The sequence below is a fragment of the Methanosarcina flavescens genome (assembly GCF_001304615.2).
Taxonomy (GTDB): domain Archaea; phylum Halobacteriota; class Methanosarcinia; order Methanosarcinales; family Methanosarcinaceae; genus Methanosarcina; species Methanosarcina flavescens.
This window is the reverse complement of sequence record NZ_CP032683.1, coordinates 1,789,877-1,805,697: the sequence shown is the minus strand read 5'-3', so window position 1 is coordinate 1,805,697 and position 15,821 is coordinate 1,789,877. Positions and strand designations below refer to the sequence as shown.

Below are 15,821 nucleotides of genomic sequence, written 5' to 3'. Positions count from 1 at the left end.
GGACTTATCTGGGATTTTTAAAACTTCTTCGATCAGGGTATCTCTTAACTAACCTGCCTTCAATGCTTTTCTGAAGGAAAAAGTAGGTATAAAACATACCTGGAAATGCTATTAAACAAAAAAACTCATCTAAGGTCGATGGGACTCAGGATTGGATTTCTATGAAGCGCAAGGAATTTCGGAAACTTATTTCTGTAGAGAAGGCACGGGAAATAATGAGCAGCCTGCAGGTTCTTCCGGGAAAGGAAGATTTTGCCATTGAAAATGTTCACGGTAAAATCCTTGCAGAGGATATCATCGCCGAGATCAATGTGCCCCCCTTTGCAAGAGCAATAATGGACGGTTATGCCTTAAGAGCAGAGGATACTTATGCCTGTAGTGAAACTGAGCCAGCAGGGCTAAAAGTGCTCGGGAATATTCCAGCAGGCTCCGATGTCAGATTCACAATATCGGCAGGGGAAGCTGTGGAGATTGCAACTGGAGCCCCTATTCCTGAAGGGGCTGACTCCGTTGTTATGGTTGAATACAGCTCTGAGGAAAACGGAACTGTGTTCATTTACAGGCCCGTAACTGTGGGAGAGAATATAATGAAGGCAGGTTCGGACATCCTGAAAGGAGAACGTGTGCTCAGGGCAGGGCGAAAGCTCGGAACAAGAGAGATCGGGGTGCTTGCGTCTGTAGGTCAAAATGACATTCCAGTCCTTAAGCTGCAGGTAGGAATAATCTCAACAGGAGATGAGCTTGTGAGTCCCGGGGAAAAACTGGCCAGGGGACAGATATATGATGCAAATTCCTACACCTTATGCGCCGGAGTGCAGGAGTGTGGGGCTTCCCCGGTGCTTTACGGGATTGTAAAGGACGATGAAACAGTTATGAGAAGGGCACTTGAAACCGCTGTCTCGGAATGTGCGCTGATCCTGACATCTGGCAGCACGTCATCAGGAGCCGGGGATGTAATGTATCGTTTGATAGATGAAATGGGGGAGACTCTCGCCCACGGGATTAATATAAAACCTGGAAAGCCCGTGATCATCGGCATAATAAAAGGTGTCCCGGTAATAGGGCTTCCCGGAAACCCAACATCTGCGCTAATTATTTTTAACGAATTTGTTGCTCCTCTTCTCAGGAAAGCCCTTGGAGCCGAAACCGAACTTAAAAAAGTAGAAAATGGAATTATGGGTACTAATTTCCGCTCCGAAGGAAGACAGCAACTTCTTCCTGTAGGTCTGGTCAGGGAGCGGGTCTATCCCGCAGATAGGGGATCTGGAGCCATAACCTCTCTTTCCGGAGCTGATGGCTTTATCGAGATTCCATCAAGTACAGAATTTGTTGAAGCGGGAACTCCTGTAGAGGTGACCCTTTTCGGGGATGTCGAGAAACCTGATCTCCTGATAGCGGGCGGCTTTTGCCCGGGTCTTGATCTGCTTGAAGACCTTAGCGGGCTTCGTTTCAGAACCCTTCATACTGGTTCAAGTGGTGGCTTCAGCGCAATTGCCTCAAACACTGCCGATATTGCAGGCGTGAACATGCCATCACGCGATTCCAGAGAGAAGGATGAAATCCTGTATAACACTCCTACTATTGAGAATATGGGGCTCTCGGATGTTGTGCTGGTGAAAGGATACAGGCGGGAAGTTGGATTAATTGTCAGGCAGGACAGCCCGATTACCAAACTCTCGGACCTGCCGGGAAAAAGCTTGATCAACCGGAACCTTGGTTCAGGCACAAGAGCTCTTCTAGACCTCAAAGTTGCAGAACTGGCAGCTGAAAAAGGAATTAGCAAAAAAGAATTTACGGACTCAATTCCGGGATATACATCAGGAGCAAAATCGGAAGTAGCCATCTGTGACGCAGTTGTTTCAGGAAAAGCTGAAGCAGGCGTTGGGATAAGAAACTGTGCTGAGAAGAACTGCCTCAAATTCGTAAAGTTTGCAGAAGAAGATTATGATTTTCTTATAAGAAACGAAATGTTGGAAACTCCCGAAATCCGCAAATTCCTGGAAATACTTAACTCTGCCAAATTCGCTTCAAAGCTTCCCAAAGGGTTGCACGTGTACGAAAGAACAGGAGAAATAATCTCTTTTGAATAAAAAAGAAGATTTCCGTTGATAAAAGGCAGTTCCTTTGAATAAATTTCGGTATAAGAAACGTTTATCAAACAAACTTCAATAAGCTTTAAATATTATTATAATTATTAAGAAATATAAATAATCTTGAGGTTTCTGCAAAAAAGATTAAGTAGGCTTTTTGGTCAAGCACAACCATAGCGCCGGTTGATCACCAACCGTGCACCGCTTGACCACGCCGTCACGCCGTTTTCGCTCAAGCCTTTTTTGAAAAGGCTATAGTAAAACACTCCATAGGTATATATATTGCATTTAACTATTCAAGATAAATATCCAGATACGGATCTGTTTTAGATCAAAAAAGGTTTGTGGAGACTGCTTTGATGCGGTTTCTTTTTCAAGCAATAATAAAAATTATTTCTTCAGTCCTTAAATCGGCAGGTTCCAGATGAGCAGCATACAGGAGCAAATACGGGAAATCGAAGACGAAATTCGAAAGACCCAGTACAATAAGGCGACTTCCCATCACATAGGCCGCCTCAAAGCCAAGATAGCCCGGCTTCGAGATGAGGCTGAAAAGAAAGCCTCGGCAAAAGGAGGGGGAGATGGGTACTCGGTCAGAAAATCAGGAGATGGAACTGTAACCCTTGTAGGTTTTCCATCAGTAGGAAAATCTACGCTTCTGAACAAAATCACGGGTGCCAAGTCCGCAGTGGGAGCATACGAGTTTACCACTCTCACAGTTGTGCCAGGTGTGCTTGAGCACAAAGGAGCAACAATCCAGTTCCTTGACGTGCCAGGGCTTGTAAAAGGTGCGTCATCAGGACGTGGGCGCGGAAAAGAGGTTATATCAGTTATCAGAAACTCCGATATGGTTATATTTTTGCTCGACGTTTTTCAGCCCAAGCATTACGAAGTGCTTATGAACGAACTTTACCAGGCTGGCATTCGTATAGATGAGGAGCCCCCTGATGTGGTAATCAAGAAGAAAGATAGGGGCGGAATTGAGATCAATTCAACCATTGATCTCGACCTGGATGATGAAACTATCAAGGCTGTACTAGATGAGTACAAAATCCATAACGCCAGCGTGCTCATAAGAGAAAATATAACGGTTGATCAGCTTATCGATGTTATCCTGAACAACCGCAGTTATGTCAGATCCCTTATCGCTATCAATAAGGTTGATCTGGCTTACCCTCAGCTGATTGAAGAGTGCAGGGAATTATACCCGAACGCGATCTTTATTTCAGCTCATAAGGGCATTAATATCGAGACTCTCAAAGACGCCATTTACGACAGGCTAGGTTTCATACGAGTTTACTTAAAACCTCAGGGTCAGCCCGCAGATATGGAAGAGCCCCTAATTGTTATGAGCGGGACAAACGTCGGTCAGATTTGTGATCGTCTGCACAGGGATTTCCGCAGGAAGTTCCGCTATGCCCAGGTTTGGGGCACATCTGCAAAGCATCCAGGGCAGAGAGTCGGTCTCGACCATAGAATGCAGGATGAAGATATCCTTACAATTATCATCCAGAAGTAAAAGCATCCGAAAGTAAGGGAAAAGCGGAGTGTGAAAAGGAAAAACGAATCTTTTCTCATTCCGCGCTTTTTTTGAATTTATATGCCCTCGAAAACCTGTAATGTATCGGGAGAGTTTGAAAAAACGCTTTTCTTCCGATCATTCTCGGAGTTCATCGAGCTGGCTTCAATTTCTTCTTCAAACTCGGCAGCACATTCAGCCGGGCTTTTCCTGGACGTGGTTTCAGGCATTTTTCTTGAGAGCTCGATTTTTCTGGTAGTTCCCAGACCATATCTTTCCTTTGCAGCTTCGATGATAGCCGCGAGCATTCCCGAATAGGAGATATTAGCATAAGCTGCCATCTTTGCCAGGTGACCGTCCCAGCACCAGCCAGGATTGGGGTTTACTTCAAGCAGCCTGGGTTTGCCTTTGGCATCAAGCCTCCAGTCAAAGCGGGCATAATCCCGGCAGCCCAGCCTGCTGAACAGAGCAAGACAGGATTTAATAATTTCCTTTCTGGTCTTTTCCGGGAGATTGGCAGGCACGGATTTTATGTTCCAGTATGGAGAATCCGGAAGCCATTTGGCTTCATAGCCGCAGATTTTTGGAAGCTCTTCCGGCACTGCCGTGTAGTCTTCTTCCGTAATAGGAAGTACGGTACATTTGGGCGGATTTCCAATAATACCAACACTGATATCTTTCCCGGGAAGGAACTCTTCGAGCAGGAAAAGTCTATCCGAACCCATTTTTTCCCGGATTGCCGCAAGAATCTCCAGAAGCTTCTCACGGTTATGGGCAATGCTTTTCTGTGTAATCCCAAAACTTGAATCTCCTGAATTAGGTTTCACGAACAGGGGGAAAGATAGAGAAAGCTTTGAAAGATCCGAATCTGCATTTACAAGCATTCCCTTTGCTACAGGAATGCGCATCTCTCGGGCAACTCCCCTTATAATGGATTTGTCATAACAAAAGGCAAGACATTGAGGGCCTGCCCCTGTATACGGGATGTTGAGCTGTTCAAGCAAAGCCGGAATATGGAGCTCTTTTGTGGGATCGTTATAAAATCCCTCATCACAGAGATTAAGTACAAGATCAATTTTCGATGCTTTCTTCTTCAGATCCTCCAGCAGCGTTTCATGCCTGTCAAGGAAAGTAAATCTCATGAAGGGAATTTCAGAGAGTGCCTTTTTCATTCTCTCAAGCGTATCGAAATCATCATCATCGAATACACAGGCAGGCTTTACCTGATCTTCTTTTCTCGGGTCTCCAAGCAAGACTGCAATATTCATTGGCTTTTTACTCCAGGTTGCCTGGAGAGAAGGAGACCATGGTTTTTCAACGGAAGCCGAGACAAGAACTCTCTGTCCCATCATGCCTGCATCCTGAGTGCCTTCAGATACCGGGCTGAAAGTAGTATGGAAAGTGAGGTTGCTAAACCCTGAGGCGGTAAGCAGTTCAAAAAGGCTTTCCTTGTTGTATAAGCGTTCAGCATAAAATTGGTCTGCAATTACCCCTCTGTCAATACGGCTTATAACTTCTCTGCATATCAGTCGATCCCCATCTGTAGAAAGAGCTCTCTCCCTGCAGACAAAATATTTCCTGTCCAGCCATTCCCAGGATCTGGGCTGGAAACTCTTTTTCATATGGTCCCCATCCATGACATCAAAGAAAACCCTGCCACCGGGCTTCAGAACTCGGAAAATCTCTTCAAGAACCTTTCGATCCTGAAGCGTTGAATCAAAGTAGCCAAAACTGTTGCCCAGGATAGTAACTACATCAAAAGTATCAGAAGGGTAAGGAAGTTTTCTTGCATCCCCTTCCCTGAACCTGACCTGCAGGTTGTCTTTTCGTGCTCGGGTTCTGGCTTTCCTTATAAGGTACTGGGATCTGTCATATCCCTCAACGTTTGAAAACCCCCTTTTTGCCAGTTCAAGCACATGCCTTCCCTGTCCACAGCAAAGATCAAGAATTCTTTCTTCAGGGGTCACTCCCAAAATTGAGACAATGAGATCGACCTCTTTCCTGGTAACTTCAATATCATCCAGAAGATCAGCATCGGTCTTAAGGTAAAGGGAGTTAAAAAGAGTCTGCCACCAGTCGGACCGGACATAGGTCTCAAGGTCTTCAACAGGCCCAAAGGTCTTCTTCTGTACGGTGCACCGGACACGCCTGCATCTGGTATTTGAATCTGAATTATTCTGGGTCATGATCTCATATCTTCCAAAAAAAAGTGTATGTGTTTTGAGTATATCAAGTTTATCGGAGGGTTGAGCCTTTTATATACTCCTTCAAGGGGAAAGGTAGGTCTAATAAAAATTATTAAACCTTTAAATTTGGTTTACGGCTAGATTAAGCCTTTTAATTTTATTATAAGATTATTTATGGCTTTTAAAAGTTAGAGAAAGATAAAATGGATAATAGTATCTAAAATTGTTATTAGGATCCCAATTCTAGAGAATTCGGCAAATGAAATAGTTTTTCTCTCTTTTTCCGCATTCTGGATAATAACGTTGCTCACAGTCCCCAGAATCAAAAGGTTTCCTGCAATTGTACTTCCAGCAGCAAGAGCCATCAACTGTCCCTGAGAAACTGTACTCCCCTGGCAGGCAGATAGAGCGCAACAAAGGGGACATTAGAAATTAGCTGGCTAAGTCCAATACTGAGCACAAGGATCATTGATACAGAGCCTAACTGCGGAGACATCCTTGCAAGCAGTTCCTGGCATTTCCGGAAACCCACACGTTTTGCATTAGCACAAATATTGAAACGAAAAAACGAGAGTTGCCCAGTCAATGTTTCTTACGATCTCAATATGCCTTCTGCTAACAACCTTAAAGACCCGACCTGCCTGAGTGTGAGTACAAAGACGCCCAGAAGAATAAGTACTGAGAGGTCAGGTAAAGACACAGGATAGGACACAATATACTGCGTAATCATAGGACCCACAAATCTGGTGACATAAATTTAGAATTTGATGCCCGATTAAGTATAAAAATTCCTGCGCTCGGAGAAATTTTGCAAGAAAACAGTTTTAAAGGACAGGGAGAACAGAAATCCTTAAAAGTGGACTGATAGATATCTTAAAGTGTGACGATCTGGTTTCCATTTTCTGCAACTATCCGTCAGGAACAGGATTTCTTTGTTTCAATCTGTCCTGAAGCTGATATAATTTGCAAGGGTAATACCATCGAAGAAGCTATTGAGAACCTCAAAAAGGAAATAGAAAAATTCCTGGGAGAAGAGCTGTCCCAGGGATTTTCGAGAGTTGTATTCTATTGAATTGAGAATCACGGATTTTTGGGCTTATAGAAAACTGCATATAAAGAGAGATGACTGCAAATACCATCCAAAAGCGAAACCTTTGACAGAATTCTGATAAGATATGGTAAAAACCGTTAATAGAATTATAGCGAAATAAGGAAAACATAAATTAAAAGAGGAAATTAAAGAAGAGTAAGAAAAAGCCCGAAAGCCTTATGTCCCTTACCGCAGCCCCCGATACGGTTGCCCCGAAGATACGCTCCCCCAAGCATATGATTCAGAACAGGACCAAAAGCTCTCGGGCAATTCTTTACAACTTATTCATACCCGTTACTCACTCGTTCTGTCTCTCCCAACTACAGTGTATGATTGTCCCCATAATTATTTTAAATTAATTATATCAAAAATTAGTCTCAAACGAAAAATGCCATCGCATAGAAAGTTTTAAAATCGAAGCATAATTTCGGATTAAACGAGTTTTTAGCATTAGCCGGGGATTAATAAGCCTTGAAAATAGAATCCAGTAGTAAAAAGTTTGAACATGGAGTAATTTGAATCTCATGATTTGACTGGAAATTTCAATAAAAATCTTCAAAGAAATCTCCAGCTTTTCGAAATGCTGAAAAAGACTCAGCAAAGATAAAAATTACTCAAAAATATGTTTTGGAACCATGAGGTGAGAATATGGAGTAGAATAACCCTCTGTACTGGAAGTCACAGCGGAAATAACAGAATAAGATAAAAATAGAATAAGATAGGAAAAGATAAAAACAAAATAAGGTAGGAAAAGATAAAAACAGAATAAGATAGGAAAAAGTAAAGAATGCTTTTTAAGATTTCTAAATAAAAGTTAAAGTTATATGAAAACAAGAAGAGTTATTAAGAGGGGAAAAATTAAGAAAAAGTTGTTAAAATTAAAGAGAGAATCGAAATTAAAAGTTATTTAAAAAACTATCAAAGAGACTTGAGATCCTGGTAAGAAGAGAAGCCCGGGAGCATTTGGTTCATTACTGTATCCCCCACTACAGCCGCTTCCGGAATCTGCTCCCATCAAACATATCCTGAAGCAAGAACAGCCAGCTCCCGGGCAATTCTGTCACAACCCACTACTTCGCTATTCGATCATACCCTTTCTCTTTCAGCTCCACAATATAGTAATGAAATAAATTATTTTAAATTTATTATCTGAAAAATTGCTTGCAAGCGAAAAGCAGTCTCGTAGAAAATATTTCAAAGCCATGAAAGAACTGTACTCATAAATATAAAGAGATTGAGAGTCTTAAAGGAAAATTAATACAAAGCGCAAATGTAGAAAGAAAAGATGGAAATATAGAGAAAGGGAGCTGGCTGGAAAAATTAACACGAAAGAGTCCCGAGCTGGCACAAAAATTAAGTACATGAATTAATCTATAAGTAAAAGCCTTAACGTGCAGTCCTGTAGGGTAGTGGTCAATCCTTCGGGCCTTTGGAGCCCGGGACAGCGGTTCGAATCCGCTCAGGACTATATGAATATTTTTAATAACTTTAATCAAATACTAATTTTTTCGAAAAAAATCATAATCAAAGTGAGCCCTGGCGTTTATTCTCTAACAAGTGCTGCCCAATAACAGGGACGCTGGAGAGATTTCTAAAACGGCCCTGTGAAGGCATAAGACTGTTCTATAATATTGTTAAATTCTTGGTTTGTAGAAAAACCTTTATTAACCGTTATGTATGTTCAAACATAACAGTTAAACTCCATACTGAAAAAGGTGTCTGTATGAAAAAAGCCTGCAAGAAAAAAACGTGTTCGAAAGGTCTATGTATGTTTCTCCTATTGCTGATTATGATTTCAATGTTGCCCATCTCGGGATGCATTGAGAAAGAACCTTCAGTATCCGTTTCTGGAGAAAGCAAGAATGCTTTTGAGGGAAGACAAATCACTGTTTGCGCCGGAGCAGGGCTGATAAAGCCAATGAATGAATTAATTGGAAATTTCGAAAATGAGACCGGAGCAAAAGTTCAGGTCCGTTACGGAGGAAGTGCCGAAATATTTGGAACTCTGGCTTCAAAGGAATGCGATATTTTCATCCCCGGCGACTACTATTACACCGAGCAGGCCATGAACAGACACTATGTTTTCAATGAGAGCGTAAAAAACGTGACCTTTCACGTCCCTGCGATTGCGGTTCCTAAAGGAAACCCTGCAAACGTGACCGGAATTAAAGACCTGGCAAAACCCGGTACAAAGCTTGCTCTCGGAGACCCGAAAGGACCTGCAATAGGCAAAGTTTCGGAAATAATCTGTTCACAGGCAGGTATCCTTCCTGAAATCAAGAATAATACAATCGTCTGGACTGCAACGGTAAACCAGCTTCTTATCTATGTTGTTTCCGGAGAGGTAGATGCAACAATTATCTGGGAAGATATGGCAAACTGGGGAGAAGCCAATGGAAAAATCCAATTGATCCCGATCCCTGAAGAGAAAAACGAGATCAAAACCATACCCACAGCAGTTTCTGTGTATACTGAGGACCCTGAACTTGCAGAGGCTTTCAACGCTTATATTTCAGGAGAGGAAGCGACAGAGACTTGGGAAAAATGGGGCTTTGAACCATGCGCTTTGTAAAGAGTCACTCCGTAAATCGCTCCTTATTCAAGAGTGCAACAGTGGGGATTGCCTGTTTCTTTGCAATATTATTATTCTCAACTGTTGGAACTATGTTTTTTGCCCTTAAACCCTCAGAGTTTCTCTCATCTCTGCTTTCGGAAGAGATAATTTACTCCGTGAAACTCTCTATGCTGACAGCCTCATTTTCAACTCTTCTGGTCATGTGCTGTTCCGTGCCTACAGCTTACGCTCTCTCACGCTTCACCTTTCCCGGGAAAACCCTGATAAAAACAGTTCTCGGGCTTCCAATGGCATTTCCGGAACTGGTGATGGGTCTGGCTCTTCTTCTCCTCTTTGGACAGAATTTTCTCGGTCCTGCTCTTGAAACTCTCGGAATTAATGTGACCTTTAGCAGGTTAGGAATAATAGTTGCACAGTTCTTTATCGCCTTTCCTTATGCAGTCAAAATTGTTTACTCTACATTTGAAGGTATTAGCCCAAGGTATGAGCAGGTCTCAAGGAGTTTCGGATATGGAGAGTTCGAGACCTTCAGAAAAATTACCCTTCCCATGGCACGAAGTGGACTTTTTGCCTCTGCAATTATCACCTTTGCTCGCTGCATAGGGTCGTTTGGAGCCGTGCTTGTCCTTGCGGGAGGGTCGTACATGTATACCGAAGTCCTGCCAGTAACCCTTTACCTGAATATTTCCTATGGAAACCTTGAAATGGCGATTACAAGCGGAATTTTACTAATGATAATTGCTTTTCTTGCAATTCTAAGCTTTGAGAGGCTTGAAGGAGGAAAGCTGTGAGTTTTCTCGAAATTAGGGACCTTTGCCTTGATGTCGGAGGCTTCGAGCTCAATAATGTAGACTTCAGGGCTGAGAAAGGGGATTATGTTGCGCTTATAGGCCCTTCCGGCAGTGGCAAAACCCTCCTGCTTGAGACCATAATAGGGTTTTACGCACCTGAAAAAGGCAAGATTTTGCTTGAGGGAGGAGAGATAACTGCCTTTTCTCCTGATAAGAGGCAAATTAGCATAGTGTATCAGGATCACATGCTTTTTCCACATATGAACGTTTTCGAGAACATAGCATATGCTCTGAGGAAGAAGCTCAGGAACGAAAAACAGGTTGAGGCTGAAATCAGGCAAATAACAGAAATCCTGGGAATTGGTGGACTTCTGCACAGAAAACCAGCAACCTTGAGTGGCGGTGAGAAGCAGAGAGTAGCCCTTGCAAGAAGCCTTGTGGTCAGACCAAAACTGCTCCTGCTTGATGAACCTTTCAGCGCTCTCGATACCAGAACCCGGGAGAAACTTCGGGGTCTGCTGAAAAAAGCAATTCACGAATACCGCACCACTGTACTGCATGTTACTCATGACTTTGAAGATATATGGATGCTGGCAAACAGAGTAATAGTAATTAGAAAAGGTGAGGTGATGCAGGAAGGAGACCCTGATACTGTATTTAGGAGACCGTCTCCTGACTTTGTTGCAGAATTCCTTGGCACAAATGTGATAAAAGGAGAGGTAAAGTCTCGAAGAGGAAAACTCACAGTACTCGAAGTCGAAGGTCTGGAGGTCTACTCTGCAGACCTGGCTGAGCCCGGGGAGAAGGTTACAGTCTCTGTCCGTCCGGAAGAAATTATTCTTGCCCGGACAGCGGTGGAGAGTTCAGCCCGGAACACTTTAAGAGGAAAAGTTTCAGGAATTCTCAAAAAAGAGCATCTTGTTGTGGTAGAAGTAGTAATAGGGAGTACTGAAATCAAAGTAGTAATTACACCAACATCATGCGAAATCCTTGATCTAGAACCAGGTAGAGAAATCTATGCCATATTCAAAGCCTCAAATGCCAGAATAATTAGCAGGACAGGGATACGGACTGATTGGAAGTAAATGATTCACAGGAAAACCAGCAGGAAGGAAATAGAAAAGTAAAAACAAAAAATCTATGAGGTAAATCATGATAGACCTTTTTGAGTTCTATTTTTACGAGGACTGCCCTTATCAGGACGAGAGTGTGGAACTGCTAAGATTATATGGTATTGGGAAAATAAAGATTATTACGAGAGAAAATGGAATCTGTGCTTGCGCCGGTGATCTTGCTGATTATTTTGAAAGAAAAGGCTTGAGGTGCCTGCTTTACCTCAAGGATGGCGACAACTTCAAAGCAGGAGATATAATTTTCGAAGCTGAAGGAGATCTCAAACTTTTGTTCAAATTCTGGAGGGTTTCCCAGACCTTTCTTTCCCTGATGTGTGCTATTGCCACAAAAACCGCTTCTTTCGTGAGCGCAGGACGAAAGGCAAACCCTGACCTTGTCCTTGCAACAAGCCGGAAAACTCATCCCGGATCCCGGATATTCGAGCTTAAAGCTGTCCGGGCAGGTGGAGGAGATATTCACCGAAACTCCCTCAGCGATTCCATCCAGATCAGCCAGAATCACCTGGAAGTCGCCGGAGAGCTGGGTAAACTCAGAGCCCTTAAAAAGATCGAAATCGAGCCCAGAACCAGGGAAGAAGCGTTCAAATATGCCGAGATGGCAGATATAATGCTCCTTGACCACCTTTCCCCGGAGGAACTGCAGGAACTGGGACCCAAACTTAAGAAACTCAATCCTAAACTTGAGCTTGCAGTGGGTGGAATTGAAGCGGAGAGTATCCCTGAATATGCTCCTTTTGTCGATATTATTGTTATAAGCGCTCCCTATTATGCAAATCCTCTTGATTTTACAACTAAGATCGAAAGGGTCCGATGAAAAAAATGATAGGTGAAACGATGTCGGAAACAGAGCACCTTGGTGGGGCAAAACCTCCAAAAAGAGAAGGAAAAAATGTAAAAAATGGAATTAAAAGAGAGGGAAAAGAAGAAACTGAAATCCTGCCAGCCCTTGTAAATGCTCTGAAAAATGATCTGGGTTCTGCCCTTGAGAAAATCGAAGTAAAGGATATCAGAATAGGGCTCGCATATACCGGAGTCCTGCTCTCAAACGGTTACGGAGGCGTCGTCTGCACTCCTCTTTACGAGTTTTCCTGCTGCCCTGCCCTTGGTTTTGCGGGCTTTCTGAAAGGTAAAACCGCTGATAAACTGCTTGAATTTGCCCTGTCAGAAAACCCTCTTGAAGCTGCAATCGGGATTGCAACTGCAAATGCGCTTTCCCACATGCTATGGGATCTTAAACCTGAGAACTTTCCCATCTCAAACCTGGATGCCCTTGACCTTATAAAACCTGAAGATCGAGTTGCAATGGTAGGTTATTTTGGACCTCTTATCCCCAAAATCCTGAAAGTAACCAATAAACTCACAGTCCTTGAAAAGCGTGAAATCGAAGCTCCTCAAACCAGAACCCTGCCCTCGGGAAAAGCCAGAGAAATCTTCCCTGTGTCAGATATAATCATCCTCAGTGCAAGTACTCTAGCCAACAGGACTTTTGACGAACTCCTCTCCCTCCGGGGGGCAGCAAGGGAAGTAATCCTGCTCGGTCCAAGCGCCCCTCTTTACCCTACCCCGTTTTTCGAGAGAGAGATTACTGCAATAATGGGTACCAGAATCTTTGATCCCTTAACAATGCTTACGGTGGTAAGTGAAGCTGGAGGTACGAAAAAACTGCACCAGTACTGTGGGGAAAAGGTTGCGTTCAGAAAAAATGACATAAATGTTATAAAATGACATAAATGTTGTAAGAAGTAACTTTAAGAAAAGCCGGGAATTGTAAAAAAGATTTGGAATGTAAGAGATGTCATACATTCCATTTTAAATAAAGAAATCACTTTTTTCAGTATTTTTTCTTTCGGTGCAGAAAGAGAACTGCAACTTTTACTTCCTTGCTTTTATCTTCTCAAAGAGCTGTTTCAAAGTATCCTCATTGCTCTTTGTGAACTCAAAAGGCGAACTCGTAAAAGGTTCAAAGTGCACAGCCACATCATCTAGCCTGTAGAAAGTCCCATCACATTCCATGGCATCAATGACCCCAGGAAGCACGACATCCGAAGCAGCCGTGGTCGGGCAGGGAGCAATATCCAGGCAGACCATTGGAATTTTGGCGAGGTAAGAAGCGCAATCTGCAGGGATGTGGCAGACAAGATCAGCGCACATCACAAGAGCTGCATCCACATCTTTTTCCCGCAGCAAGTCCACGGTTGTAAATTCCCCGGGGTTGTAACGTGGGTATCCGCGTGTGAAGTCAAGCCCGAAGGGGTAACCGTACATGTAGGAAGCAACCTGGTTGAAGCCTGCCACGTTACAGTGGCCGCGAAGAGCTCCAAGAGTGAACTTTGCGTAGTTGTTCAGCTCCTTTACGAGATTCATGGCAATTTCAGCGTTTCTATGCTTTCCAATAGAGGAGGAAAGACCAAGACCTACTGATATTGCCCCGAAGTTGCAGTTCTTCATCATATCCAGCATTTCTTCCATGACACAGATTGGGACTCCTGTTATCTCTTCCACTGAAGGGTGAGGAGTTTTCCCGTGCAGCAGAGTAAGAAGTGCACTGATAAGTTCGTAATCCGAATTGGGTTTAAGCTGGACATGCAGGTCGGAAGCTACAGCAGTTGGAGTTCTTCTTGGATCCACAGTGATAACAGTCCTGTCGAAACGCCCGCGTTTTGTCCAGTAACCACGCGGGAAAACTGCGTATCTTGACATCTGCCTTGGCATGGATTCAAGAGGATTGGTTCCCCAATAAACTATTAGATCCCCCCTGTTTTTCTTCTGACCTTCAGTTGCACCGACTTTTCCTGATTCCTGGATTCCCATAGCGGTTGGTCCGTGGCAGATTGTAGCATTGGAGTCAACAATAGCACCAAGGTATTCCCCTATCTTGAGCCCGATTTCATGGGCTCCGCATGAGGTTTCGCTCCCCATGAAAAGCAGGGGTCGCTTTGCCGAAACAAGAATGTCGGCAGCTTTTTCAAGAGCTTTATCCCAGGCGGCAGGCGACAATTTTCCCTCAGTTTTCATAAGGGGCTGCCTTAGCCTGTGGGAACTCACAACCTCCTGAAATTTGGCATTTCCCATTTTACATGCATTTTTGGCTTCTATCTTTCCGTCTCCGAATTCAACCTGGATATCATCACAGGCTGCCCCGCAGACAGGACAGACTATGTTTTTGTAAATCATACTTACTGCCCTCCGATATAAACTTTCAACACTACATCTTCGGCACTAAGAACTTCTTCTTCACTGGGCTCAATTGTCACTGGGGCGCCCTTATAGAGTGGAGATCCTGTAGAAAGGGTATCGGGATCAATGACAATATTCGACCAGATAGCCCTTGGCATGAAAACCTGTCCTGGCTGGACTGAATCAGTACATCTGGTATAAACAACAACAGAATGTTTTCCATTCCCACTTGTTACTTTCACTTTATCAGGGGAACAGAGTGATACAAAATCAGCAGGGGAAATCCAGCAGCATGCACATTCCTTAGTGTAGTCATCCGTGAATTTATCCCCACCTTTGGCAAGCCTGCCCTCGTCAATTGTACTTCCGGTAATGAGTAATACTTCCATATCTCTCACCTCAGAGTTCCGGGTTTGTGTTTGCAGCCACGTAGAGAGCTCCCTTCGCCCGCTTGCTGATTGCATAATCCCCTGTGAACTTCTTGAATTCACCTATTAACTCGACTTCACCAACCTTGACACTGTTTTCCATGGAAACATATTCGAAACCAGGGGAGAAACGCTCTATTTTGCCTCCGATAACTATGGTTCCACCTGCCATTTCAGCGCCTACTCCACGAAGAGCCTTGCCCTTAACAACAATAAGTCCTCCATTCTGGCGAATTCCGCAGAAGCCTTCAACGTCACCTTCTACCAGAATTTCGCCGCCGTCCATGCCGCCTCCGAGCTGGTGCCGTGCCGAGCCTTCAATAACAATGCGTCCGCCTTTCATGCCGTGCCATTTGCCCCTGTATGCGCAGCCCACATGATCTCCGGCATTGCCTTTAATGTGCAGAAGTCCGCCTGTCATTTCCATGCCAGCCCAGGAATCAGCATCTCCGTAAACTACGATCTCGCCCCCTTTCATCCCGGTACCTACATGCATGCCTGCAGACCCTTCAATTTCGATTTTTCCCGCACTCATGCCTTCTCCGATTCTTTTGACCCTCATTGCATCGCCTTTTATACGGATCAGGGTTTCAGCTGCGGAAATGCCACCACTGCCGATTACTTCAAAAAACTCAGAAAGAGGATAAGTCTTGGGCCCCTGCCATACGCGCAGGTTTCCGATTTCCTCAGCATTTTTGCCTGCAAAGGAATCAGGTGTAATAACATCAGCTTCCAGTTTAATGTCAATCTCTTTTATAGGAATAAGAACTACTTCTCCCGTTTTCCCAGCACTTTCGATCCTGCCTTTATCAATAAGAACTCCCTCTGTCAT

Annotated in this window: 14 protein-coding genes and 1 tRNA gene; 9 read left to right on the top strand and 6 right to left on the bottom strand. The window is 43.8% G+C overall.

What is annotated here, in order from left to right:
- Positions 1-161 precede the first annotated feature (161 nt).
- The gene (locus AOB57_RS08030) at positions 162-2,090 is read left to right on the top strand and encodes a molybdopterin biosynthesis protein (protein ID WP_054299597.1); all 1,929 of its coding nucleotides are present in this window, start codon (positions 162-164) and stop codon (positions 2,088-2,090) included.
- Between the two features lie 424 nt (positions 2,091-2,514).
- Positions 2,515-3,609: an OBG GTPase family GTP-binding protein gene (locus AOB57_RS08025; RefSeq protein WP_054299598.1), complete on the top strand. Its 1,095-nt coding sequence runs from the start codon at positions 2,515-2,517 to the stop codon at positions 3,607-3,609.
- A gap of 77 nt (positions 3,610-3,686) precedes the next feature.
- On the opposite strand, the gene AOB57_RS08020 is transcribed toward AOB57_RS08025, so the two are convergent.
- From AOB57_RS08020 to AOB57_RS08010, 3 genes are all read right to left on the bottom strand, one after another.
- Positions 3,687-5,795 carry a methyltransferase domain-containing protein gene (locus AOB57_RS08020; protein ID WP_054299599.1) on the bottom strand — a complete coding sequence of 703 codons (2,109 nt, stop codon included), beginning with the start codon at positions 5,793-5,795 and terminating at the stop codon, positions 3,687-3,689.
- Between the two features lie 364 nt (positions 5,796-6,159).
- Entirely contained in the window at positions 6,160-6,381 is a 222-nt protein-coding gene (locus AOB57_RS14525) for a hypothetical protein (protein ID WP_226999441.1), read from the bottom strand.
- Positions 6,382-6,387: 6 nt separating this feature from the next.
- On the bottom strand, positions 6,388-6,525 hold the full coding sequence (locus AOB57_RS08010; RefSeq protein WP_167829578.1) for a hypothetical protein: 138 nt from the start codon (positions 6,523-6,525) through the stop codon (positions 6,388-6,390).
- Positions 6,526-6,675: 150 nt separating this feature from the next.
- Here AOB57_RS08010 and AOB57_RS08005 point away from each other — a divergent pair, with 150 nt between their 5' ends.
- The 7 genes from AOB57_RS08005 (at position 6,676) to AOB57_RS07975 (ending at position 13,109) form a co-directional block, all read left to right on the top strand.
- Positions 6,676-6,867 carry a hypothetical protein gene (locus AOB57_RS08005; RefSeq protein ID WP_054299600.1) on the top strand — a complete coding sequence of 64 codons (192 nt, stop codon included), beginning with the start codon at positions 6,676-6,678 and terminating at the stop codon, positions 6,865-6,867.
- Between the two features lie 1,413 nt (positions 6,868-8,280).
- Positions 8,281-8,353, top strand: a tRNA-Gln gene (locus AOB57_RS08000).
- 321 nt (positions 8,354-8,674) lie between these two features.
- Complete coding sequence (gene modA, locus AOB57_RS07995) at positions 8,675-9,457, top strand: molybdate ABC transporter substrate-binding protein (protein ID WP_226999440.1); 783 nt, start codon at positions 8,675-8,677, stop codon at positions 9,455-9,457.
- Positions 9,445-10,251, top strand: a complete 807-nt coding sequence (locus AOB57_RS07990; protein ID WP_082384300.1) for an ABC transporter permease — start codon at positions 9,445-9,447, stop codon at positions 10,249-10,251. The genes modA and AOB57_RS07990 overlap by 13 nt, the downstream gene beginning before the upstream one ends.
- A complete protein-coding gene (locus AOB57_RS07985; protein ID WP_054299602.1) occupies positions 10,248-11,336 on the top strand; it encodes an ATP-binding cassette domain-containing protein in 1,089 nt (362 codons plus the stop codon). Before AOB57_RS07990 ends, AOB57_RS07985 begins: the two co-directional genes overlap by 4 nt.
- Before the next feature lie 67 nt (positions 11,337-11,403).
- Positions 11,404-12,198 carry a beta/alpha barrel domain-containing protein gene (locus AOB57_RS07980; RefSeq protein ID WP_054299603.1) on the top strand — a complete coding sequence of 265 codons (795 nt, stop codon included), beginning with the start codon at positions 11,404-11,406 and terminating at the stop codon, positions 12,196-12,198.
- Positions 12,195-13,109 carry a Rossmann-like domain-containing protein gene (locus AOB57_RS07975; protein ID WP_226999439.1) on the top strand — a complete coding sequence of 305 codons (915 nt, stop codon included), beginning with the start codon at positions 12,195-12,197 and terminating at the stop codon, positions 13,107-13,109. Before AOB57_RS07980 ends, AOB57_RS07975 begins: the two co-directional genes overlap by 4 nt.
- 147 nt (positions 13,110-13,256) lie before the next feature.
- Here AOB57_RS07975 and AOB57_RS07970 read toward each other — a convergent pair whose 3' ends face one another.
- From AOB57_RS07970 to AOB57_RS07960, 3 genes are read right to left on the bottom strand one after another with little or no spacing between them, the layout of a single operon-like run.
- Positions 13,257-14,558: a formylmethanofuran dehydrogenase subunit B gene (locus AOB57_RS07970; RefSeq protein WP_054299604.1), complete on the bottom strand. Its 1,302-nt coding sequence runs from the start codon at positions 14,556-14,558 to the stop codon at positions 13,257-13,259.
- A gap of 2 nt (positions 14,559-14,560) precedes the next feature.
- Complete coding sequence (locus AOB57_RS07965) at positions 14,561-14,950, bottom strand: molybdopterin dinucleotide binding domain-containing protein (protein ID WP_054299875.1); 390 nt, start codon at positions 14,948-14,950, stop codon at positions 14,561-14,563.
- A 10-nt stretch (positions 14,951-14,960) separates the two neighbouring features.
- A complete protein-coding gene (locus AOB57_RS07960) occupies positions 14,961-15,821 on the bottom strand; it encodes a formylmethanofuran dehydrogenase subunit C (protein ID WP_054299605.1) in 861 nt (286 codons plus the stop codon).